Source organism: Streptomyces ureilyticus (genome assembly GCF_011045025.1).
Lineage (GTDB): Bacteria > Actinomycetota > Actinomycetes > Streptomycetales > Streptomycetaceae > Streptomyces > Streptomyces ureilyticus.
In genome coordinates this window covers 15529-39965 of sequence record NZ_JAAKZX010000019.1, presented here as the reverse complement: position 1 = coordinate 39965, position 24437 = coordinate 15529, and the positions used below count along the sequence as shown (strand labels likewise).

Sequence of the window (24437 nt, the reverse complement as noted above, 5' to 3'; positions counted from 1 at the left end):
CGGGCTCGGGGGCAAGGGGCCAGATGGCCAGGGATTAGGGGCTAGGGACGGTGCTGGGTGCGGGTGACCAGGGCCTTCAGGGCGCGGAACCAGGTCTCGGCGAGATCGCGGACCGCCTCCTCGGACAACACTGCTTCGGGCCAGGACCAGTGGGCGGCCAGGACGGGGCCGTCGGCGCGGTCCTCGGTCACGACGTTGATGCCGAGGGCGTGGCCCTCCCGCATCTCCGGTTCGGCGCCGATGTCCGCGACGTCCTCCTCCGGGGCGTACGACCAGTCCGTGTCCTCGGGGATGCCGAAGCGGCCGAGGTAGTTGAACTCGATCGCCGGTGTCTCGAAGGCGGCGAGGACAGGTGCCGTACGGGGGTTGAGGTGGCGCAGCATGCCGTAGCCGACGCCGTTCGCGGGCAGTGAGCCCAGGTGCCGGCGTACCGCGGCCACCGCCTCGTCCGCGGCCGGGCCGCCCTGGAGCGCGTCGTCCAGGTCGGCCGGGCCGGTGTCCAGGCGGACCGGGAAGACGCTCGTGAACCAGCCGACCGTACGCGACAGATCGGCGTCCCCCGCCAACTCCTCCTCGCGACCGTGGCTTTCGAGGTCGACGAGGACCGGGCCCTGCGAGCCGTCCCCGTGGCGTCGCCGCCAGTCGGCCACGGCGAGGCCGAGACCGGTGAGCAGGACGTCGTTGACGTTCGCGCCGAAGGCGGCGGGCACGGCTGAGAGCAGCGGGCCCGTCTGGTCGGCGGGCAGGCGCAGCGCCAGCTCCCGTACCGTGCCGACGGTGTCGCGGTCCGGGTCGAGCGGCCGGTCCAGCGGGAAGGGCGCGGCGCCTTCGAACACGCCGGTCCAGAAGGGGAGTTCCGCCTCGCGGGCCGGGTCCTGGGCCAGCTCGGTCAGCTTGCGGGACCAGGTGCGGAAGGAGGTGTCGACGGGCGGCAGTTCCGCTGGGCGCCCTGCTGCGACGTCCTGCCAGGCGGCGGCCAGGTCGGGCAGCAGGACGCGCCAGGAGACGCCGTCGGTGACGAGGTGGTGGGCCATCAGGAGCAGCCTGCCCGGCTCACCGCCTGCGTCGAACCACACGGCCCGCACCATGGCGCCTGCATCCGGGTCGAGCGTCGCGCGGGCGGCAAGGGCGTGCTCCGCGACCACCGTCCGCAGCGCCTCGCCGTCCAACCCGCGCACGTCGACCCGCTCGATCCACTCCTCGGCGTCCACCGCGTCCGGGCCCGGGACCTCGATGGTCCAGTCATCCATTGCTGTGCGGACCAGCGTGCCGCGCAGCATGGCGTGCCGGTCGGCGAGGGCCCGCAGCACGGCGGCCAGCTTCGGCCGATCCAGGGCGGCGGGCGTCCGGACCAGGGCCGCCTGGTGGTAGCCCTTGAAGGAGCCGCCGAGTTCGCGCAGCCAGTGCATGACCGGCGTCAGCGGCACGGTGCCGATGCCGTCGTCGGCCGGTCGGGCACCGGCTGCCTCGGGTCGGGCAGCCGTGGCCACCTCGGCGAGAGCGGCGACCGTACGGTGCCGGAACACCAGGCGCGGGGTGATCCGCACACCCGCCGCGCGAGCCCTGCTCACGAGCTGCATGGCCACGATGCTGTCGCCGCCGAGCGTGAAGAAGTCGTCGTCGACGCCGACTTGGTCGAGTCCCAGTACGTCGGCGTAGACGCCGCACAGGGTCTTCTCCAGTTCCGTGCCGGGAGCCCGGCCGGTGGAGACGGCGCTGAAGTCCGGGGCGGGCAGGGCGGCCCGATCCAGCTTGCCGTTGGCCAGTGCGGGCAGCCGGTCCAGGAGTACGACGGCTGCCGGGACCATGTAGTCCGGCAACTGCCCACCGACGTGCGCCCGTAGCCGCCCGGTGTCGGGGAGCTGTCCGGCGACTGGAACGACGTACGCCACCAGCAGTTTTCGCGGACCCTCCTGGCGCACCGTCACCACGGCTTGGGCGACGTCGGGATGGGAGGAGAGCACCGACTCGATCTCGCCCGGCTCGATACGGAAGCCGCGGATCTTCACCTGGTCGTCGGCGCGGCCGAGGTAGTCGATCTGTCCGTCGGCGGTCCAGCGGGCCAGGTCGCCGGTCCGGTAAAGCCGCGAGCCGGGCGGTCCGAACGGGTCGGCGACGAAGCGTTCGGCGGTCAGCGCGGGGCGGTCCAGGTAGCCGCGGGCCAGTCCGCCGCCGGCCAGGTACAGCTCGCCCGTGACGCCGGGCGGTAGGGGCTGCAGCCGGTCGTCGAGTACGTACGCCCGCGTGCCCGCCACGGGTCGGCCGACGAGCGGCCGGTCGCTGTCGCGGACCCGCGCCACGAGGGCGTCGACGGTGGACTCGGTAGGCCCGTACAAGTTGAACGCCTCGGTGCCGGGCAGTTGCCCGAGCCGCTCCCACTGCGCCACCGGTACGGCCTCGCCGCCGACGCCGACGACGGCGAGCGGGCAGCTGCCGTCCTCGCGGACCAGCCCCGTCTCCGCCATCTGCGCGAAGAACGACGGCGTGACCTCCAGGAAGTCGAAGCCGTGCTCGATGACGGCCGCTGCGAGCAGTTCGGGGTCGCGGCGGGTCTCGTCGGACACCACATGGACGCAGTGGCCGTCGAGCAGCCACAACTGCGGTTGCCAGGAGGCGTCGAAGGAGAACGCCCAGGCGTGTCCGGCCCGTAGATGCCGCCGGCCTGTGGCGGCCTTGGCCGGTGCGTACAGCGTCTCGCGGTGGCTGTGAAAGAGGTTGCCCACGGTCTCGTGGGTGACGACAACTCCCTTGGGGCGGCCGGTGGATCCGGAGGTGTAGATGACGTACGCCGGGTGGCGCGGCGTCAGTGGGGTGGTGCGGTCGGTGTCGAGAAGGCTGGCAGGGCTCTCGGCCGCGAGCAGTTCCGTGGTTCGCGGGTCGTCGAGGAGCACGGTCGGCGGGCCGTCCGGGGGCAGCAGCGGGGCGAGGTCCTTCGTGGTGAGGACGAGCAGCGGGCGGGCGTCGTCGAGCATGTCGCGGGTGCGGCCCGTCGGGGCGTCCGGGTCGAGCGGCAGATAGGCGGCACCGGTCTTCTGCACCGCCAGGATGGCGAGCAGGGTGCGGGCGGTACGGGGCAGTGCCAAGGCGACGATCCGCTCGGGTCCGGCGCCGTGCGCGAGGAGCAGCCGGGCGAGCCGGTTGGCCTTGGCGTTCAGCTGGGCGAAGGTCAGCCGGATGCCGTCGGAGGCCACGGCGGGGGCGTCCGGGGAGAGTTCGGCCTGCCGTTCGAAGAGGGCCGGGACGGTGGTCGGCGGGGCGAGTACGGGCCGGTCGTTCCACTCGGTGAGGATCCGTCGGCGTTCGGCGGCGCCGAGGACGTCGATGCGGGTGATCGGGGTGTCGGGGTCGGCGACGACCGCGCGCAGCAGGCGGATGAGCCGTTCGGCGAAGGCCTCGGCGGTGGTGTGGTCGAACAGGTCGGTGCTGTACTCCAGGACTCCGTCGACGCCTTCGCCGTCGGCCCGCTCCACGAAGTCGAAGGAGAGGTCGAACTTGGCGGTGGTCTGGCCGATCTCCTCCCGCCGCGCGCGCAGCCCGGCGAAGCCGTCCTCGTCACCGCCCGCGGCGAGGTAGACGACCATGACCTGGAACAGCGGGTGCCGCGCGAGCGAACGAGCGGGGCTGAGCGCGTCCACCACCCGCTCGAACGGCACGTCCTGGTGGTCGAAGGCGGCGAGGTCCGTCTCCCGTACGCGGCCGAGCAGTTCGCGGAAGGTGGGGTCGCCCGCGGTGTCGGTGCGCAGGACCAGCGTGTTGAGGAAGAACCCGACCAGGTCCTCCAGCGCCTCGTCGGTACGACCGGCGATCGGGCTGCCGATCGGGATGTCCGTACCGGCGCCGAGCCTGGTCAGCAGCGCGGCCACAGCGGCCTGGACGACCATGAACATGCTGACGTTGCCCTTGCGGGCCAGTTCGCGCAGCTCTGACGCCAACGTCGGGTCCAGCGGCATGTGCACGAACCCGCCGCGGTAGCTGGCCTCCAGCGGACGCGGCCGGTCTGCGGGCAGCGCGAGCTCCTCGGGGAGCCCCGCCAAGTTCCGCTGCCAGAAAGCGAGTTGGCGTGAGGCCAGGCTGGCCGGGTCCTTCTCGTCGCCGAGCATCGCCCGCTGCCACAGGCCGTAGTCGGCGTACTGGACGGGCAGCGGTGCCCGGTCCGGGGCACGGCCCGCGGCCCGTGCCTCGTAGGCGTCGGTCAGGTCCCGGGTGAGCGGCCCGTCGGACCACTCGTCGCCCGCGATGTGGTGGAGCAGGAGCAGCAGTACGTGTTCATCGTCGGCGACCTGGAACAGGCGGACGCGCAGCGGCGGTTCACGGTCGAGCTCGAAGCCGTACGCGGCGGCCTCGGCGAGCCGCCCGTCCAGGTCCTCCTCGCTGGTGCGGGTGATTTCCACCTCGATTCCGGCCTGCTCCGGTTCGAGGATCAACTGGTGGGCGTGGCCGTCCTGTTCGGGGAAGACGGTGCGCAGCGGCTCGTGCCGGGCGACCAGATCGTCGACGGCGAGTTGGAGCGCGTCCGTGTCGAGCGCTCCGGAGAGCCGCCAGACGATCGGGATGTTGTACGTGGGGCTGGGGCCCTCCACCTGATACAGCACCCACAGGCGCTGCTGTGCGAAGGACAGGGGCAGCCGTTCGGGGCGGTCGGAGGCAGCGGTCAGGACCGGGCGCGCGGGCTCGTCGGCGGCACCCGCCGTCTGCTCCGCGAGCCGGGCCACCGTCGGGGCCTCGAACACCGTGCGCAGCGCCAGCTCGACTCCCAGAGCCGCCCGTACACGGCTGACCAGCCGCATGGCCAGGAGCGAGTGGCCGCCGAGCGCGAAGAAGTCGTCGTCGACACCGATCCGTTCCAGGCCCAGCACGTCCGCGAACAGTCCGCAGAGGATCTCCTCGCGCGGGGTGCGCGGCCCCTTGCCGCTGCCCGTATCCGCCGTGAAGTCGGGGGCGGGCAGGGCCTTGCGGTCGAGCTTGCCGTTGGGGGTGAGCGGCAGGGCGTCGACGGCCACGAAGGCTGCGGGGACCATGTGTTCGGGCAGAGCTGCCGCGGTATGGGCGCGCAAGGCGGCGGATTCGGGGGTCCGGTCCGGCGCCGGGACGACGTACGCCACGAGCCGCTGGTCATGCGGAACGACGACGGCGTGGGCGACGGCCTCGTGCCGGGCGAGCACGGCCTCGACCTCGCCGAGTTCGATACGGAAGCCGCGGATCTTGACCTGGTCGTCGGTGCGGCCGAGGTATTCGACTGTGCCGTCGGCCGTCCAGCGGGCCAGGTCTCCCGTGCGGTACATACGGGCGCCGGGTTCGCCGTACGGATCGGCGACGAACCGTTCGGCGGTCAGGCCGGGACGGTCGAGGTAACCCCGGGCGAGCTGGACACCCGCCAGGTAGAGCTCGCCGGGGACGCCCGGAGGTACCGGACGCAGCCCGGCGTCCAGGACGTACACGCCGGTGTTCCAGACCGGGCGGCCGATCGGCACGCTCTCCGCTTCCGGTCGCACCTCGATCGCGGTGACGTCGACGGACGCCTCGGTCGGGCCGTAGAGGTTGTGCAGCTCGGCGGAGAGCACCTGGTGGAAGCGGTTCGCCAGCGGTACGGGCAGGGCCTCGCCGCTGCACATCACACGGCGCAGACCGGTGCACCGCGCCGCGGAGGGCTCCTCGAGGAACAGCTGGAGCATCGACGGCACGAAGTGCACCGTCGTGATCTGCTGCTCCTGGATCAACTCGGCCAGATAGGCCGGGTCCTTGTGGCCTTCCGGCCGGGCCAGGACGAGAGTCGCCCCGGTGATCAGCGGCCAGAAGAACTCCCACACGGACACGTCGAAGCTGGACGGCGTCTTCTGCAACACCCGGTCATCACCGGTGAGTTCGTACGCGGCCTGCATCCACTGCAGACGGTTGACGATGCCCTGGTGCGGCACCACCACACCCTTGGGACGGCCCGTCGAACCGGACGTGTAGATGACGTACGCCGGGCTCAACGGGTCGTAGCCCAGCGGCAGTTCGCCAGCCGGTCCATCCGGCAGGGCGTCCCGGATCACGCACACGGGACGCGCGTCCTCCACCATGAGGGCGAGCCGATCCTCCGGGTAGTCGGCGTCCAGCGGCAGGTACGCCCCACCGGCGCGGTGCACCGCCAGCAGCGCCACCACGAGGTCCACCGATCGAGGCAGCGCGACCGCCACCGTGCCCTCCGGGCCCACGCCCATGCCGGCCAGCACCCGCGCGGTGTGCTCGACGCGCGAGTCCAACTCGGCGTAGGTCAGCCGCTGTTCGCCGAGGACGAGGGCGAGCGCGTCGGGTGTGCTGGCCGCCTGGGCGCGGAACAGCTCCGGCAGGGTGGTCGGCTCCACATCGTGCGCGGTGTCGTTCCACCGGCCGAGGACGGACTGCCGCTCGGACTCCTCCAGGACCTCCAAGTCCCGTACGGGCTGGTCCGGATCGGCCACCACCTGCTCCAGCAGCCGTACCAGACGCCGGGCCAGCCGCTCCGCGGTCGTCTCGTCGCACAGGTCGGCCGCGTATTCCAGGAGCAGCACCAGACGGTCCCGGCCCGCCTCGTCCACGAAGGTGAAGTGGAGGTCGAACTTGGCCATGCCGGTGTCCATGTCGAACCACTCGGTCGGCATGCCGAGCACGTCCGGGTCACCGTCGGGCCGGTAGTGGTATCCGAGCATGACCTGGAAGAGCGGGTTGCGCCCGGCCACGCGCGCCGGGTTGACCACCTCGACCACCTGGTCGAAGGGCAGGTCCTGGTGCTCGAACGCCTCCAGCGCCGACTCCCGTACATGAGCGAGGAGTTGGTGGAAGGTGAGGTCACCGCCGGACAGATCGGTGCGCAGGACAAGCGTGTTGACGAAGAAGCCGACCAGGTCGTCGAGCGCGTCATCCGTACGGCCCGCGATCGGTGCGCCGAGCGGAATGTCATCCCCGGCACCGAGCCGGTGCAGCAAGGCGGCGGTGGCGGCCTGGAACAGCATGAACATGCTGGTGCCCGTGGCGGCAGACAGCTCGCGCAGTTCCCTGCCGGTGTCGGTGGGCAGTTCGAAGCGGACCTTGCCGCCGCGGCCCGTGGGCTCGGCCGGGCGGGGCCGGTCGAGTGGCAGGGTCAGTTCCTCCGGGAGATCGCGCAAGGCATCGGTCCAGTGGGCGAGTTGCTCCTCCCCGAGCCGACCGCCGAGCAGGGTGTCCTGCCAGAGCGTGTAGTCGGCGTACTGCACCGGAAGCGGTGCCCACTCCGGCTCGCGGCCCTCGCGACGAGCCCGGTAAGCGGTGGTGAGGTCGTTGAGGAACGGCCGGTCGGACCACTCGTCGGTGGTGATGTGGTGCAGGACCACGGCCACGACATGGTCGGCCGGAGCGATCCGGAACACCTCGCAGCGCAGCGGGAGTTCACGGCTGAGGTCGAAGGGGCGGCGCTGGGCCGTCTCGATGAGAGTGGGCAGGGCGTCTCCATCCGGGCAGTCCGTGACGGTGAACGATGGCTCGCTCTCGGCCGCTGGGACGATCCGCTGATACGGCTCCCCGTCCTCCTCGAGGAACACAGTGCGCAGCGCCTCGTGCCGGCCGGCCACGTCCCGCAGGGCGGTCCGCAGCGCGTCCAGGTCGAGTTCGCCGCGGAGCCGGAAGACCAGCGGGAAGTTGTACGCGACGCCGCTGCCCGTGATCTGTTCCACCAGCCACAGGCGGCGCTGGGCCGCCGACAGCGGGATGCGCTCGGGACGGTCGACGACGGGCACGACGGCCGGGCGTGCCGGGCGTCCGCCGTCGGCGCGGGCGGCGAGCAGCTCCGGTGTCGGGGCCTCGAAGAGGTCGCGGATCGCCAGTTCGGCGCCCAGCTCGGTGCGGGCCCGGCTGATCAGCCTGGTGGCGAGCAGGGAGTGGCCGCCGAGATCGAAGAAGGCGTCCTCGGCTCCGACTTCGGGCAGGCCGAGGACCTCCGCGAAGAGCCGGCAGAGCACCTCCTCTTCGGGAGTGCGCGGTCCTCGTCCGGTGCCGAGCGCGACGGCCGGTTCGGCTTCGGGCAGGGCGCGCACGTCGAGCTTGCCGTTGTCGTTCATGGGCAGCCGGTCGAGGGTGACGAAGGCGGCCGGGACCATGTAGTCGGGCAGCCGCTGCTTGAGGTCCTCGCGGAGCTGCCGGACCAGGCTGTTCGCGTCGCGCGCGGCGGTCGGCTCATTGGCGTAGGGGGCTTCCCCGCCGCCGGGGAGATACAGGCCAGCAGTCAGCCCAGCAGTCTCTTTGCCGTCATCGGCCAGGAACACGGCGTCGTACGTGCCCACTTCGCGGGACCACGTGGTCAGCACGCGGCACCCGCGTTCGGCGCCGAGGTCGTGCAGCGTCTGCGGGTCCACTCCCCCGTCGGCTCCGATACGGGCGTCGGGGACACCGGCGAGACGCAGCGGGGCCGTGGCGACGAGCTCCGCCAGGTCGAGGTCCCCGGTGAAGTCGACAGCCGGGACGTCGTCGAGCCGCAGGGCGGGATCGCCCGCGTACAGCACGGCGTCATAGCGGTAGCGGCTGAGCTCGTTGTGATGGCGGGCGCGCTTCGTACGGAGGTCGACTCCGTAGCCGAGGGTGGTGAAGTAGTCGGGGTCGACGAGGAGTTCCTTCTCCAGGCGCAGTCCGCGTTCGACGGCCCTGCCCAGAGCGTCACCACTCACGCCGCGCGCGAGCTGGATCTCCGTCTGGAAGGTGCGGGCGAGCCGCAGGTTGCGTACGTCGCCGACGAAGAGCGCGCCGCCGGGGGCGAGCAGCTCCATGGCGCCCTGGATCACCGACGTCAGGTAGTCGATGCTCGGGAAGTACTGGATGACGGAGTTGATGACGATCGTGTCGAAGTAGCCGTCGCCGGGCAGCCCGTTGAGGTCGTCGGCGGGCTGGGCGCGCAGCGTGACCTTGGCGGCGAGTTCCGGGTCCTGGCGCAGGTCCTCGCCGATCTTGCGGATGACGGGGGCGGCGAAGTCGGTGGCCCAGTAGGCCTCGGCCCGCGGTGCGAGCTGGGACAGCAGCAGGCCCGAGCCGACGCCGATCTCCAGGATCCGCCGGGGCCGCAGCGAACCGATCCGCTCGACGGTGGCCTCGCGCCACTCCCGCATGTGGTCGAAGGGGATGGGCTGCCCGTCGTACGAGGAATCCCAGCCGGCGTAGTCCTCGGTGAAGACGGCGGTGCTGATCTCCTCGTACTCGTCGGAGTAGATCTCCTGCCACTCGCCGACCTGTTCACGCTCGGCGGTGTCCCGGTCGCCGCCGGTGGGCCGGTCGGGGACGACGTAACCGACGAGCCGGTCGTCGCGGACGAGGACGGCGGCCTGGGCCACCCGGGGGTGCTGGGCAAGCGCGGTCTCGATCTCGCCCAGCTCCACCCGGTAGCCGCGGATCTTGACCTGGTCGTCGGTGCGGCCCAGGAAGTCCAGGTTGCCGTCGGCGCGACGGCGTACCAGGTCGCCGGTGCGGTACATGCGCTCGCCCGGCTCGCCGAACGGGTCGGCCACGAAGCGATCGGCGGTCAGTCCCGGCCGGTCTAGGTAGCCACGGGCCAGGCCGATGCCGGCGATGTAGAGCTCGCCGGGCACGCCGTCCGGAACCGGTCGCAGCCAGTCGTCCAGGATGTGGGCGCGGGTCCCGCGGATCGGACGCCCGACCGTCGGGGTCGCGCTGTCGAGGGTGCCGCCGCCGAGGGTGTTGATGGTGTACTCGGTCGGCCCGTAGAGGTTGTAGCCATACGTGCCCTCGGTGTCGCGCAGCCGGTTCCACACCGTCTCGGAGACGGCCTCGCCGCCGAGCAGCACCAGCGGCGGCCGGTGGCCCTCCAACAGTCCCTGCTCGATGAGGAGATGGGCGTAGGTGGGGGTGACGTTGACGACGTCCACGCGATGAGCTTCGCAGTACGCGACCAGGGCCTCGGCGTCGCGCCGCAGCTCCTCGTCGCAGATGTGCACCTCATGCCCCTCGACCAGCCACAGCAGCTCCTCCCACGACATGTCGAAGGCGAAGGACACCGTGTGTGCGATGCGCAGCCTACGGCCGCCCGCCGAGGCGATGGCCGGTTCGAAGATCTCCCGCTGGTGGTTGAGCTGCATGTTGGTCAGGCCGCGGTATGGCGTGACGACGCCCTTGGGTCGGCCGGTGGAGCCGGAGGTGTAGATGACGTACGCCGGGTGCTCCAGGCTGAACACCTGGCGCGTCAAGTCGCCCGAGAACGCGGCGATTTCGGCCGTCACCGCCGGGTCGTCGAGCAGCACGCGCGGGCTGTCGGGGGCGGCCCCCTCCAGTCGTGCGGCGACCGCTTCGGTGGAGAGGATCAGCGCGGGCCGGGCGTCGTCGAGCATCGCCCTGAGCCGGTCGTCGGGGTAGTCCAGCTCCAGCGGCAGATACGCGGCCCCGGTGCGCAGTACGGCGAACAGGGCGACGACCATGTCCAGGGAGCGGGGCAGCCCGAGGGCGACGACCTTCTCGGGCGCGGCACCGCGGGCGAGCAGCAGCCGGGCCATGCGGTTGATACGGGTGTCGAGTTCGGCGTACGACAGCGTCGTGTCGCCGAAGACGAGCGCGGTGTCCTCGGGAGTGGCGGCGGCCTGTGCTGCGAGGAGGTCGGCGATGGTGTCCTCGGGGTCGGGGACACGGCTCGCGGCCCGCTCGCGCTCCAACTCGGCGTGCTCGGCGGGGAGCAGCGGGTCGAGGCCGCCCACCGGGGCGTCCAGGTCCTGGGCCAGCCGCTCCAGCAGCAGCGTGAAGCGGTCGAGCAGGTCCTGGGCCTGCCGCCCACCGATGACGTCGGCCCGGTGGGTGAGGGTGACCTGGATGCGCTGCCCCGGGGTGACGACCAGGTTCACGGGATAGTGCGTCGCGTCGACGTTGGCGACGGCTCGGGCGCCGTGCCGGTCCGCGAGCTCGGCGAGCCGTTCCTCCGTGTCGCTGTTGCGCAGCACGAAGAGCGTGTCGAACAGCCGGCGGTGGCCGGTCTCGGCCTGGAGGACGCCCAGACCCAGGTACTCGTACGGCATCACGGCAAGGCGTTCGTCCTGGACGCGCCGCAGCAGGCCGAGTACGGGCTCGGCGGGGTCGTAGGCGATGCGGGCGGGGACGGTGTTGAGGAACATGCCGATGACGTTCTCGATGTCCGGCACCTCGCTCGGCCGGCCCGCGACGGTGGTGCCGAAGACGACGTCGGTACGGCCGGTCGCGCTCGCGAGGGTCAGGCCCCAGGCGGCGGTGAGCACCGTGTTGAGGGTCAGTCCGTGCCGGCGTGCGGTGTCGCGCAGCCGCTCGCCCAGGTCCGCGGGCAGGGCGGCGTCCAGGCTCTCCGGGATGTCCGGCTCCAGGCCCTGGTCGGCGGCGGCGAGCAGGGTGGGCTCGTCCAGACCGGCGAGCGCCGAGCGCCAGGCACGGGTGGCGACGGAGGTGTCCTGGGCCTCCAGCCAGGTGAGGTAGTCGCGGTACGAGCCGGGCGCGGGCAGGGAGCTCGCGTCGCCCCCGGACTCGTACAGGGCGAAGAGCTGGTCCAGGAAGACCCAAGCCGACCAGCCGTCCCACAGCAGCAGATGGCGTCCGACGACCAGACGGTCACCGCGCTCCTCGCCGAGCCGCACGAGAAGCATCCGGAACAGCAGCGGCCGGGTCAGGTCGAAGCGGCGGGTGCGCTCCTCGTCCATCAACTCCCGCAGCCGTACGTCCTGTTCGACGACGGGCAACCCGGACAGGTCGACCTCGTGGAGCGGGATCTCCGGGTCGCGGACGATGAACTGCACCGGCTGGCGCAGGCCTTCGCTGGTGAACCCGGCGCGCAGGCTGGGGTTGCGTTCCAGCAGGACGCGGGCCGCGGTGCGCAGCCGGTCCGCTTCGAGGGGCGTGGCGAAGTCGAACGACTCGTGGACGGTGTAGACGTCCAGGGCGCTGTCGTCGTACGTCGAGTGGAAGAACAGCCCTTCCTGGAGCGGGGCCAGCGGCCAGATGTCCTCGACGGGGTACGGGCTGAGCCGGTGGACGCGTTCGGTCTCCGCGGCGGTCAGGGAGAACGCGGAGGTCAGCGTGCGGGCCGAGGCCACGGGGACGGCCGCCGCGGCGAGGGCCGCGGGTGTGCGGTGCTCGAAGACGTCCCGGGGGTTGAGCTCCAGGCCCGCCCTGCGGGCGCGGCTGGAGACGCCGATCGAGGTGATGCTGTCGCCGCCGAGCATGAAGAAGTCGTCGTCGATGCCGACCTCGTCCAGCTTCAGCACGGCCGCGAAGATCTCGGTGAGGGCGCGCTCGCGCTCGTCGCGCGGGGCCCGCACCTCGGCGCGTACCGTCTGGGGCGCGGGCAGTGCGGCCCGGTCGAGCTTGCCGCTGGGGGTCAACGGCAGGGCGTCCAGGACGACATAGGCACCGGGCACCATGGGCGCGGGCAGCGAATCGGCGAGGGCGGCCTGGAGTTCGGCGGGCTCCGGCCGGGCGTCGCGGGTGGGGACGACGTACGCGATCAGTGCACTGCCCGCGACGGTCACGGCGGCCTGAGAGACGGTTGGCTGTCGGCCCAACGCGGCCTCGATCTCGCCGAGTTCGATGCGGTTGCCGCGGATCTTGACCTGACGGTCGGTGCGGCCCAGGTACTCGACGGTTCCGTCGGCGCGGCGGCGCACCAGATCGCCCGTACGGTACATGCGCTCGCCCGGCCCGCCGTACGGATCGGCGACGAACCGCTCGGCGGTCAGTCCCGGCCGGGCATGGTAGCCGCGCGCCAGCTGAACGCCGGTCAAGTACAGCTCGCCAGGGGTGCCTTCCGGCACTGGACGCAGGCAGGAGTCCAGCACCCGCAGGCCCGTGTTCCACACCGGGCGGCCGATGGGCACGGTGGTACCGGGTGCGCCGTCGTACGCGTGGTACGTGACATCGACGGCGGCCTCGGTGGGGCCGTACAGGTTGTGCAGCGGTACCCCGGTGAGCTCGTGCCAGTGGGACGCGGCGGCGGCGGGCAGCGCCTCGCCGCTGCTGAAGACGCGGCGCAGGGAGGCGGCCCAGGCCGGGTCGGCGGTGATCTCCTCCGACTGCAGGAAGGCTTCGAGCATCGAGGGCACGAAGTGCAGGGTGGTGACGCCCTGTTCGCGGATCAGCTCGGCCAGGTACGCCGGGTCTCGGTGTCCGTCGGGGCGCGCGAGGACGACTGCGGCACCCTCGCACAGTGCCCAGAAGAACTCCCAGACACTGACGTCGAAGCTGGCCGGGGTCTTCTGCAGCACGCGGTCGTCGGGGGCAAGTTGGTACTCGCCCTGCATCCAGGCCAGGCGGTTGATGATGGCACGGTGGGTGACAACTACGCCCTTGGGACGGCCGGTTGAGCCGGAGGTGTAGATCAGGTAGGCCGGGTCGTCGGGACGCGCGGGAACGGAGACGGACGCGGCTTCAGGCACGTACTCGGCCGGGGTGTCCACCAACAACGGTGTGAGCCCGGGGACTTCGGGCAGCCGGGGAGCGGTGGCCGTCGTGGTGACGACCGTCGCCGCTCCGGAGTCGGTGAGCATGTGCGTCACGCGGTCGGCCGGGTAGTCCACGTCGACCGGGAGGTAGGCGGCGCCGGACTTGAGCACACCCAGCAGGGCGACCATGAGTTCCGCCGAGCGCGGTACGGCGACCGCGACGACCGCGCCGGGGCGGGCGCCCCGGGCCCGGAGCCGTGCCGCCAACTCCTCGGCGCGGACGTCGAGTTCGCGGTACGTGAGCGTCTCGTCCTCGTACACCACGGCCGTTGCCTGCGGGGTGCGGGCGGCCTGGCTCTCGAAGGCGGCGGCCAGCGTGGTCTCGGGCACGTCGCGTCGTTCGCCGGCCGGGTGGGCGAGGGACAGTTCCTCCGCGGAGAGCAGTTCCAGGTTGGCCGCCGGTTGCCCGGGGTCGGCGGCGAGGGCGTCCAGGATCCGGGTGAGCCGGTCCGCGATCAGGTGCACGCTCTCGGCGTCGAGCCGCTGGGCATGGTGCTTGAGGCGCAGGTCGAGTCGGCGGCCCGGCTTCACGATCAGGGCGAGCGGGTAGTGCACGGCGTCGTGGAACTCGTGGCCCGTGACGTGGACGGTGCCGGAGGGGTCGGTGAGTCCGGTCGCGGACGGGTAGTTCTCGAAAACGACCAGGGTGTCGAAGAGTTCGCCGCTGCCCGCGAGCCCGGCGACCCGCTGAAGCTCCGCGAGGCCGAGGTGCTGGTGGTCCAGCAGCCGCGCCTGCTCGTCCTGGAGCCGGCCGAGCAGCTCGGCGAGGGTGTCGGCGGGCTCCCAGCAAAAGCGCGTGGGCAGGGTGTTGATGAACAGCCCGACCATCGACTCGATGCCCTCGACCTCGGCGTCACGGCCGGAGACGGTGGTGCCGAACACCACGTCCTGCCGGGCGGCCAGCCGCCCGATCAGCAGACCCCAGGCGCTCTGCACGACCGTGCCCAGAGTCACCCCGAGCTCCCGAGCACGAGCCGCAAGCCGGGCGGTGACCTGCTCGGACAGTTCGACACGCACCTGCGCGGGTTCGATCGGCGTACCGTCGGCGGGCGCCTCGACCAGCCGCGTGGGCTCGTCGAGACCGGCGAGGGCGGTGCGCCAGGCCTCGCGGGCGGCGTCGCGGTCGGCGGTGGCCAGGCGGCGCAGATACGCGTCGTACGGCGCGACCTCGGGCAGTTCGGCCGGCGTGTCCCCATAGCAGGCCATCAGCTCGCGGTGCAGCACCGGCAGGGACCAGCCGTCGGCGACGATGTGATGGAACGTCAGCAGCAGTCGGCTGCGGTTCTCGCCGAGCCGTACGAGCGCGCAGCGCACCAGCGGCGGGCGGGCGAGGTCGAAGCGCCGGGCACGTTCGTCGGCGGCGACCGCGTCGGCGAGCGTCGGCCGGGCGTCCGCGTCCTGCGCGGGCAGGTCCACCTCGCGCCAGGGCAGCTCAAGCCGGTCGGCGACGATCTGCACCGGGCGGCCGTCGGCGAGCGGGCGGAAGCAGGCGCGCAGTGGGGCATGCCGCTCCAGGACGCGCTGGGCGGCCCGGCGCAGGGTCTCGCCGTCGACCGGGCCCGACAGTTCGAGGGCCTGCTGGACGACGTACGCGTCGCGATCGGCGCCGTCGACGAGGGAGTGGAAGTAGAAGCCCTCCTGGAGCGGGCTCAGCGGCAGCAACTCCTGGACGCCGACCGGGTGTTCACCTTGCAGCTCGGCGAGTTCGGCTTCCGTGAGCCGGAGTAGCGGAGTGTCCTGCTCGGTGTCCTGCGTGTCGGTCCGTACGTCGGCGGCTTCGGCGAGGGCCGCGACCGTACGGTGCCGGAAGACGTCGCGGGAGCTGAGCCGCAGCCCGGCCCGGCGGGCGTGGACGAGGAGCTGGATGGCGGTGATGCTGTCGCCGCCGAGGGCGAAGAAGTCGTCGTCGATGGTGGCCGAGCGCAGGCCGAGCACCTCGGCGTAGGCCGCGCACAGCAGTTCCTCGCGGGCGTCGCGCGGCGGGCGGCCGGAGCTGAGGGCGCCGTAGTCGGGGGTGGGCAGCGCGGCCGAGTCGAGCTTGCCGCTGGGGGTGACCGGGAGACGGTCAAGGGGGACGACGGCGGCCGGGACCATGTACTCCGGGAGCCGGTCGGCGGCGTACGAACGCAGCGCCCTCATCAGGGCGTTCACGTCGCGGAAGGGCGCGGGGCGGTTGGCGTGCGCCGCCGTGCCGGACGGGCGGTACAAGCGGCCGTCGTACGGGGCGTCACCGAGGGCGAACAGCACATCGAGGCTGCCGTCGTCGGCGGAGCCGTTCCAGGTGACGGCGACCCGATGCCCGTGCCGCGAACCGAGGGTGTGGAACTCCTCCGGGTCCGGCGCGTCGGCAGGTGCGGCGGTGCGGCTGCTGTCGTCCAGTGCGGCCAACGCGGCCAGGTCCTCGGCGAGCCGGACGTTCGGTACGCCCACAACCCGGAGCACGTCAGGCCCCTCGCTCAGGCGGGCGTCGAGGCCGTCCAGGCCACCGAGGTCGGCCCACGCAATCTCGTCGCCGTCAGCCGGAGCAGGAGCGGCGGCGGCCCGCTTGGTGAGCACCACGTCATAGCGGTACCGGGTCAGCTCGTTGTGATGGGCTCCGCGCTTGACGCGGATGTCGGCGTCGAAGCCGTCGAGCGCGGCGAAGAAGTCGGGGTCGAGCAGCAGCTCCCCCTCCCAGGCCACCGACCGCTCCACGGCGGTGCGCAGGGCCTGCTTGTCCTCCGCGGCGGCGGCGCGGCGGGTCTCCACGGCCGCGCGCAGGCAGCGCAGCAGACGGGCGTTGCGGACGTCGCCGACGAACAGCCGACCGCCGGGCGCCAGCAGCTCCGACGCGGCAGCCAGGACCTCGGCGAGGTAGTCGGCGCTCGGGAAGTACTGGGCGACGGAGTTGATGACGACGGTGTCGAAGTACCCCTTCGGCAGCCCGGAGGTGTCGTGCGCGGGCTGGGCGCTCAGGCGGACCCGGTCGATCAGCTCCGGCACCGCCTCGACCTGGGTGCGCAGGGCGCGTACGGCCTCCTCGGAGAGGTCGGTGCCCCAGTACGCCTCGCATCCGGGCGCGACACGGGAGAGGATCAGTCCGCTGCCGACGCCGATCTCCAGCACCCGGCGGGGCGTCAGTTCCTCGATACGGGCGACGGTGGCGTCACGCCACTCGCGCATCTCGTCGACGGGGAGGGGCAGGCCGTCGTACATGCTGTTCCAGCCCGCGAAGTTCTCGCGGAAGCCCGCTGAGCTGTCCTGGCGGCCCTCGGATCCGGCCGCCGAGTAGAGCAGTTCGTGCAGGTCCTTCCACTCCTGGACCTGCTCGGTCTCGTCCCCGGCCGCCTCGGCGTCCAGGGAAGGCACGACATAGGCGGCCAGCCTGCGGTCGCCGGGCCGGTCCTCACGCACCACGACCGCCGTCTGGTCGACGGCCGGGTGGCCGCGCAGTACGGACTCGACCTCGCCGGGTTCGATGCGGAAGCCGCGGATCTTCACCTGGGAGTCGGCCCGGCCGAGGAACTCAAGGCGTCCGTCGGCCTTCCAGCGCACCAGGTCGCCGGTGCGGTACAGCCGCTCGCCGGGCGCCCCGAACGGGTCCGCGACGAACCGCTCGGCCGTCAGGTCCGGCCGCCCCAGGTAGCCGCGGGCCAGTCCCGCGCCGCCGAGGTAGAGCTCGCCCGCCACGCCCGCAGGGACGGGCTTCAGCCGGGCGTCGAGGACGTAGGCGCGGGTGCCGGGGTCGGGGACGCCGATGGGCACGATGGTGCCGGCGGGGGTGTCGGGGTCGCAGAGGCCGAGGGTGGAGTTGGTGGTCGCCTCTGTGGGGCCGTACGCGTTGAACATCATCCGGCCGCGCGCATAGCGGCCGACCAGTTCGGGCGAGACGCGTTCGGTGCCGGCGAGGAGGGTGGCGGGCGGCAGTTCGATGTCCTCGGGCATGGCGGCGAGCAGGGCCGGTGGGAGGATCATGAAGGTGATGCCGTGGGCGTGCGCGTACTCAGCGAGCGGCGCGCCCGGCACCCGGCGCTCGGCCGGTACGACGACAAGCCGGCCGCCGGAGAGCAGCCCGAGACACAGGTCCCAGAACGCCACGTCGAAGCTGGGCGAGGCGAACTGGAGCACCCTGCTGTGCGGGCCGATGCCGAAGCGCTCGGTCTGTGTCGCGACGAGCTTGGCGACGCCCGCGTGTGAGAGCACCACGCCCTTGGGGCGGCCGGTGGAGCCGGAGGTGTAGATCACGTAGGCGGCGTTGCCGGTGGACAGCGCTTCGGGGGTGGGATCGTGCGCCGGGCGCTGCCCCAACTCCCGTACGGTGTCGGGCTCGTCGAGGATCAGGCGGTCCACGCCGTCGCTCGGCGGGATGTCGGCGGCGGCCTCGGTGGTGGTGACCAGGCAGGCGGGGGCCGCGTCGGTGAGCATGTAGGAGATGCGGTCCGCCGGGTAGTCGGTGTCCACCGGCAGGTAGGCGGCGCCGGACTTGAGCACGGCGACCTCGGCGATGATCAGCTCGGCCGAGCGGGGCACCGCGAGCGCGACGACCCGTTCGGGTCCGGCGCCGCGCGCGATGAGGGCGTGGGCCAGCCGGTTGGCGCGTTCGTCGAGCTCGGCGTAGGTCAGCCGGGTGTCCTCGAAAACGAGGGCGCCGGCGTCCGGGCGCAGGCGCACCTGCTCGGCGAACAACTCCGGCCAGGTGCGGGCCGGTACGTCGTGCTCGGTGTCGTTCCACTCCTCGACGATGCGCCGGCGCTCGTCGGCGGCGAGCAGTTCCAGTTCGCCTATGGAAGTGTGCGGCCGAGTGAGGGCGTCGGCCAGCAGGGTCGCGTAGTGGTCCGCGATGCGCTCGGCGGTGGCGGCCTCGAACAGGTCCTGACGGTAGGTCACGCGCACTTCGCCCGCAGCGACTTCACCCGCGGAGACTTCGCCGGCGGTGACTTCGAGCGTGACGTCCAGCGGACCGGCCGATCCGCTGTCCCCAAAGCCCGTGTTGAACAGCAGACCGCCGCCACGGGTGGGCTCCGGACGCAACTGGGCGATGAGCGTGGACAGTTCGACCCGGTGGTCCCGGGCCTCCGCACAGGCCTCGGCCACCCGGCGCACCAGCTCAGTGAACTCCGTACCGCCGTCCAGGGCGACGCGAACCGGCAGTCCGTCGTACCCGACGGTGATGTCCCGCGCGCCGCTGTAGCGGTGCAGCACCGCGACGTACGCGGACAGCAGCGTCGCCTCGTCGGCCGCGGTGCCCAACGGGCGGCTCACCGCCCCGTGTTCCCCGCCGGGCCGCAAGGGATACGGGAAATCGACCGGGAGGGCTGTCTCCTGAGGGAGCGGGTCGAGCCGTCGACTCCAAAAAGCCTGTACTTCGTTGTCGTCGATGCCAGACACACGCTCTACGAAACCGGACACAGCTGACCGTGCCTCCCGGGTGTGCGAAACCGGCTCTGCCGGAGGACCGCAGGTCATACTAAGGTAAGGATTACCTAACCAAAAGACCCAATCCCTGCGGCGGCCAAGCTCACGACTAGGATTAAGGTCTGCCTAACCTAAGGGAGTCGGGTCCGTGGAGACCGAACGGTGAAGCGGGGCACGAGACTTCGCCCCGTACTGCTGGTGGCGCTGCTCGGCGCTGTTCTGGTGGTGCTCTGTCTGCTGTCGCTCGCGCTGGGCGCGGCAAGTGTCCCGCCGGGCCAGGTGATCCGGACACTGTTCGGCGACGCGCCGAGCCGGTTCGTGGACAACATCGTCTGGTCGGCACGGGTGCCGCGCACCACACTCGGCCTCGCGGCGGGCGCCGCCCTGGGTCTGGCAGGCGCCCTCATGCAGGCCCTGACCCGCAATCCGCTGGCGGATCCCGGGATCCTGGGGGTCAGCGCGGGCGCGTCCTTCGCCATCGTGCTGGCGGTCGGGGTGTTCGGGTTCGGCTCCTTCTACGGGTACGTGTGGTTCGCCTTCGCGGGCGCGCTCGCGGCGAGCGTCGTGGTCTACCTCCTCGGCGGCCTTGGGCGTTCCGGCCAGACGCCGGTGAAGCTGGCGCTCGCCGGTATCGCGGTGACCTTTCTGCTCAGCTCGCTCACCAGCGCCATCGTCCTGACCGACCCGGACGCGCTGGACCGCTACCGCTTCTTCACCGCCGGTTCGATGGCCGACCAGGACGGCGCCACGGTGCTGCGGATCCTGCCGTTCCTCGCCGCCGGCCTCATTCTGGCCCTGGCCTGCGCGCCGGCCCTCAACAGCCTGGCCCTCGGCGAGGACGTCGCGGCCTCACTCGGCCGACGCCTCGGCCTGATCCGGCTGCAGGGCGTCGCCGCGGTCACCCTGCTGACCGGAGCCGCGGTCGCGGTCATCGGCCCGATCGTCTTCATCGGCCTGGTGGTCCCCCATGTCGCCCGGGTCCTCGCCCAGTTGGCGGGGATCGGCCCCGACCACCGCTGGCTGCTGCCGCTGTCGGCTGTCCTCGCCCCGAGCCTGCTGCTCGCCGCGGACATCGTCGGCCGGCTCGTCGCACGGCCGACCGAAGTCCAGGCGGGCATCGTCGTCGCCTTCATCGGCGGCCCGTTCTTCATCGCCATGGTCCGCCGACGCCGGCTCGCGGAGGTGTGACCATGGCCAACTCGAAGTCCACCCTCACCAAGTCCCCCTTGGACTCCGGAACTTCGCCCGCCCCCGCACGCGTCCGCTCCTACCGCACCTTCCGGCTGGCCGCACCGCCGGTCTCCGGGATCTTCCGCCCCCGCCTGGTGGCGCTGAACGCGGTGCTCGCCACGGCCACCTTCCTGCTGTTCTGCTGGGGCCTGACGATCGGCGACTACCCGATCGCCTTCGCCGACGTCGTACGCGCCCTCGTCGGCGCCGGCGACCCCGGCACCGTCCTCGTCATCCAGGAACTGCGGCTGCCACGGGCCCTGGTCGGACTGCTGGCCGGGATCGCGTTCGCCGTCTCCGGCGCGCTGTTCCAGACCATGACCCGCAATCCGCTGGCCAGCCCCGACATGATCGGCCTGACCCAGGGTGCGGGCACCGCCGTGGTCGCGGGCATCGTGCTGGGCTGGGACGGCGGCCTCGGCACCCAGGCCCTCGGACTGCTCGGCGCGCTGGCCACGGCCTTGATCGTGTACGCGCTGGCCTGGCGGCGCGGCACCACCGGCTACCGGATCATCCTGATCGGCATCGGCGTGGCCTGGATCTGCACGAGCGCCACCGACTATCTGGTGGCCAAGGGCGGACGGTTCGAGGCACAGGCCGCCGTCGGCTGGCTGGTGGGCAACCTCAACGGCCGTACGTGGGACCAGGTCGCCCCGCTCGCGATCGTGCTGGCGGTGCTGCTGCCGGCGTCGCTGCTGCTCGGGCGGCTGCTGCGTACCCTCCAGCTCGGTGACGACGTGGCCACCGGCCTCGGTACCCGGGTGCAGTTGGTGCGCCTGTCCATCCTGCTCACCGGGGTCGGTCTGATCGCCTTCGCCACCGCGTCCGCGGGCCCCGTCGCCTTCGTCGCGCTCGCCGCGCCGCAGATCGCCCAGCGGCTGGCCGGCACCGCCTGGCCGCCCCCGGTCGCCTCGGGACTGACCGGGGCCCTGATGGTCCTCGGCAGCGATCTCATCGCCCGTACGCTCGTCCCCGGCCCGGAACTGCCGGTCGGAATCGTCACCGGCGTGCTCGGCGCGCCGGTCCTGCTCTGGTTGCTCGTCCGCGTGAACCGCGCGGGTTCAGGAGGTTGATCCATGTCGGTTGGACCCAAGTCGGCGGACGCCTCGCCCGGGAGCGACCCGGACCTGCGGGCGAGCGGACTGCGCCTGGCGTACGACAACCGCCTGGTCGTGGACGGCCTCGACCTCGCTGTCCCGCCCGGCCGGATCACCGCGATCGTCGGCGCCAACGCCTGCGGCAAGTCCACACTGCTGCGCGCCCTGGCCCGGCTGCTCGCACCCCGTGAGGGCGCCGTCCACCTGGACGGCCGGGCCCTGCAGTCCATACCGTCCCGGGAACTCGCCCAGCGCCTCGGCATCCTGCCGCAGAGCCCGGTGGCCCCCGAGGGACTGACCGTCATCGACCTGGTCAACCGCGGCCGTTCACCGCACCAGACCTGGTGGCGGCAGTGGTCCAAGGCCGACGAACAGGCCGTCCACCAGGCGCTGGCCGCCACCGCCATGACCGACCTCGCGGACCGTCCCGTCGACGAGCTCTCCGGCGGGCAGCGCCAGCGCGCCTGGATCGCCATGGCGGTCGCCCAGGGCACGCCCGTACTGCTCCTCGACGAACCGACGACGTATCTGGACCTGGCCCACCAGATCGACGTACTGGACCTGATCACCGACCTCAACCGGCGCGAGATGCGCACCGTCGTGATGGTGCTGCACGACCTCAACCAGGCCTGCCGCTACGCCGACCACGTCGTCGCCATGAAGTCCGGCCGGATCGTCGCCGAGGGCCCGCCGGCCGAGGTCATCACCACAGAGACCGTCGCGGACGTCTTCGACCTGAACTGCAAGATCACCATGGACCCGGTCAGCGGCACACCCCTGGTCATTCCGATGGGGCGCCACCACGGGGCCGACGCGGGTGAGCCGGCCCGTACGTGAGAACTCGTACATGGGCTCGTACATGAGAAGGAGGCGTACGAGCCGGATCAGGCGCCCCTGCCCCACTGGCACCAGGCCGATTCCGGATCGGCGTACAGGGTGAACGCCGGGTCGCCGGCGACGCACTCGCGGATGCATTCGGGGGCTCCGATGAGGTGGAAGCGCACGGCGGGGTCCTTGGGGAACAGCGCGCGCAGTTCGCCGTCCGAGAGCCCCTCGGCGCAGCGGAGTTCCTGTAGGTCGAGGAAGAACTCCCGGTGTCCTTCGTCGACTTGATCGTGCAGCCGCTGTCTCAGCTGCCGTTGCGTGGTGGCGCCCAGCGTGCCGCTGACCGCCATCCACAGCCGGAACGGCGCCTCCGCCAGCAGGCGCATCCGTATGACCGTGATTTCCAAGGGTGTTGTGCTCCAAGTGGCGCTTGTGTCGCGGTGCGAGCGCCGTAATCCCGCTTGCCAGCGGTGCCCTTGCTACTCCACCTCGCAGGCCGCCAGAAGTGCGCGCCGCGCGGCTGCGCGAACCCTCCCCTCGCCCCACACAGGCGTAACGGCTCGCTCCACATGGCGGTGCGTCAGGAAAGGGCCGCGTCAGGAGGGGGTCCCGCCTGTCTCTCCGGTGAGCTCGCGCAGTCGGCGCAGTACCGCGCCGTGTTCCGGGCGGTGCAGGGGTGAGGCGGACAGCAGTTGCGTCAGCACCTCGCCGAGCGGCCCGGCACGGCGCGGCGGCGCGGGAGCCGGCGGGTAGCCGCTGCCTGCCCCCTCGGCGAACGGCTCCCTGCCCTCGACGGCGAAATACAGGGTCGTACCGAGCGCGAACAGGTCGGACGCGGGCGTGGCCGAACCCCCGTACAGCTGCTCCGGGGCGAGATAGCCGGGCGTGCCGATCACCCGCTGCGGCCGGGTGTGGGACGTGCTGCCCGCCATCCGGTGGGCGATGCCGTAGGGAGGGGAGGATTCAAAGCGCGTGTGATCAGCCCACGTACACACGACGTGCTCAACCGATCGCCAGGGGCACATGGTTACGCGAGACTTCCGGGACCCGTCCCGATCACGCCAGTCCCGGCCGCTCAGGCCAGGATGCTTACGCGCCGGAGCGTTCTACGCCACGGCCACAGTGTGCGGAGACCGGCCCGCGTATGCCGCCCTCAGCACCTCCAGGGCCCCGCCCATCGTGACCGTCCGCGGATTGGGGTACGCCTCGGCTGCGGTCTGCCCGGCTGCCACCGTCAAGTCGTCGTCGGTCAGGCCGAGTCGGGCGAGGGAACGGGGTGCGCTGAGGCGTCCGGCCAGCTCCCAGAGGGCGTGCGGGGCGTTGTCCGTGCCCAGGGCGCGGTTGAGGACGGTGATCGCCTCGGGGACGGCGGGTGCGTTGTAGGCGAGGGCGTGCGGGAGGACGACCGTGTGCGTCTCGGCGTGCGGCAGGCCGAAGGTGCCGCCCAGTACATGGCACAACTTGTGGTGCAGGCCCATGGTCGTCGCGCCGAGGCAGGAGCCGCAGAGCCAGGCCCCGTAGAGGGCACGGCTGCGTGGCCCGATGGCCTCCGGATCGGCCGCCACCCGTGGGAGCGCGGACGTCATCGCGCGCACGCCTTCCTCGGCCATCAGCGCGACGAGGGGCGAGGTGTCGGGGGCGTACAGCGCCTCGACGGCGTGGGCGACGGCGTTGAAGCCGCTGGTCACGGAGAGGGCCGGGGGCAGGCTCAGGGTGAGCTCGGGGTCGTAGACGACGCTGCGGGGCAGGACGGCCGGGGCGCGTCCGGTGCGCTTGACGCCGTGCTCGGTGAGGCCCCAGACGGAGGTCATCTCGGAGCCGGCGTAGGTGGAGGGCACGGCGATCAGCGGCAGGCCCGTCCGCAGGGCGATCGCCTTACCGAGGCCGATCGCGCTGCCGCCGCCCACCGCGACACAGCCGTCGGCGCCCGCCGCGTGCGCCACCTCGACGGCCCGGTCGGCGACCTCGACAGGGACGTGCATACGGGCCTCGGCGTGCAGCCCCGCGCACAGGGAACCCAGCGAGTCCGCGACCGCACGCGCGGTGACCGCGCCCTGCCTGCCGCACACCACCAGCAACCGCCGCAGACCGAGCCGTACGGCCTCGTCGGCCGGCGCGGCCGTCGCGGCACCGGGCCGGAAGACGACCCGTATCGGCCGGCTCTCGTAAGAGAAATCGGGGACATTCATCGCGTTCCTGCTGTTCGTGGCGTTCATGGCATCGTGGCGTTCATGAGGGGCGCTCCCGGGTGTGCGGGTGCGTACGACGTGGCTGCTGGCTGCACTTCCCTGCGCGTACTCTTCGCATACTGCGTCTCTTCCCTGCGAATACCGCGTCCGGGTGCGGATAATCGCTGTTGGCCGCGAAGATGTGCGTGGTGCGGGGCGGTTCTACGGTGGGAAACGGCGTGACAACCGGTTACCCCACCGCTAGCCTCCGGTCTGGG

At 72.0% G+C, this 24437-nt stretch carries 7 protein-coding genes; 3 read left to right on the top strand and 4 right to left on the bottom strand.

Going from position 1 to position 24437, the window contains the following annotated elements; genetic code table 11:
• Positions 1-41: 41 nt before the first annotated feature.
• On the bottom strand, positions 42-18812 hold the full coding sequence (locus G6048_RS09025; RefSeq protein WP_408056125.1) for an amino acid adenylation domain-containing protein: 18771 nt from the start codon (positions 18810-18812) through the stop codon (positions 42-44).
• 189 nt (positions 18813-19001) lie between these two features.
• On the opposite strand from G6048_RS09025, the gene G6048_RS09020 reads away from it, so the two are divergent.
• The 3 genes from G6048_RS09020 to G6048_RS09010 are packed head-to-tail and all read left to right on the top strand — an operon-like array spanning position 19002 to position 22003.
• On the top strand, positions 19002-20027 hold the full coding sequence (locus G6048_RS09020; protein WP_165338937.1) for a FecCD family ABC transporter permease: 1026 nt from the start codon (positions 19002-19004) through the stop codon (positions 20025-20027).
• Between the two features lie 2 nt (positions 20028-20029).
• A complete protein-coding gene (locus G6048_RS09015) occupies positions 20030-21142 on the top strand; it encodes a FecCD family ABC transporter permease (RefSeq protein ID WP_165338936.1) in 1113 nt (370 codons plus the stop codon).
• Positions 21143-21145: 3 nt separating this feature from the next.
• On the top strand, positions 21146-22003 hold the full coding sequence (locus G6048_RS09010; protein ID WP_165338935.1) for an ABC transporter ATP-binding protein: 858 nt from the start codon (positions 21146-21148) through the stop codon (positions 22001-22003).
• Between the two features lie 47 nt (positions 22004-22050).
• Here G6048_RS09010 and G6048_RS09005 read toward each other — a convergent pair whose 3' ends face one another.
• The 3 genes from G6048_RS09005 to G6048_RS08995 all read right to left on the bottom strand — a co-directional run bounded on the left by G6048_RS09005 (position 22051) and on the right by G6048_RS08995 (position 24207).
• Positions 22051-22377, bottom strand: coding sequence for an STAS domain-containing protein (locus G6048_RS09005; protein ID WP_165338934.1), 327 nt, complete (start codon positions 22375-22377; stop codon positions 22051-22053).
• A gap of 210 nt (positions 22378-22587) precedes the next feature.
• Positions 22588-23016: a protein kinase domain-containing protein gene (locus G6048_RS09000; protein ID WP_165338933.1), complete on the bottom strand. Its 429-nt coding sequence runs from the start codon at positions 23014-23016 to the stop codon at positions 22588-22590.
• A gap of 81 nt (positions 23017-23097) precedes the next feature.
• The gene (locus G6048_RS08995; RefSeq protein ID WP_235989549.1) at positions 23098-24207 is read right to left on the bottom strand and encodes a maleylacetate reductase; all 1110 of its coding nucleotides are present in this window, start codon (positions 24205-24207) and stop codon (positions 23098-23100) included.
• Positions 24208-24437 lie beyond the last annotated feature (230 nt).

Bases quoted from the DNA above. Each gene is read 5' to 3' on its own strand.
- G6048_RS08995 (WP_235989549.1), bottom strand. From the start codon at position 24,207: ATGAACGCCACGAACAGCAGGAACGCGATGAATGTCCCCGATTTCTCT.
- G6048_RS09015 (WP_165338936.1), top strand. From the start codon at position 20,030: ATGGCCAACTCGAAGTCCACCCTCACCAAGTCCCCCTTGGACTCCGGA.
- G6048_RS09000 (WP_165338933.1), bottom strand. From the start codon at position 23,016: ATGTGCCCCTGGCGATCGGTTGAGCACGTCGTGTGTACGTGGGCTGAT.
- G6048_RS09010 (WP_165338935.1), top strand. From the start codon at position 21,146: ATGTCGGTTGGACCCAAGTCGGCGGACGCCTCGCCCGGGAGCGACCCG.
- G6048_RS09005 (WP_165338934.1), bottom strand. From the start codon at position 22,377: ATGCGCCTGCTGGCGGAGGCGCCGTTCCGGCTGTGGATGGCGGTCAGC.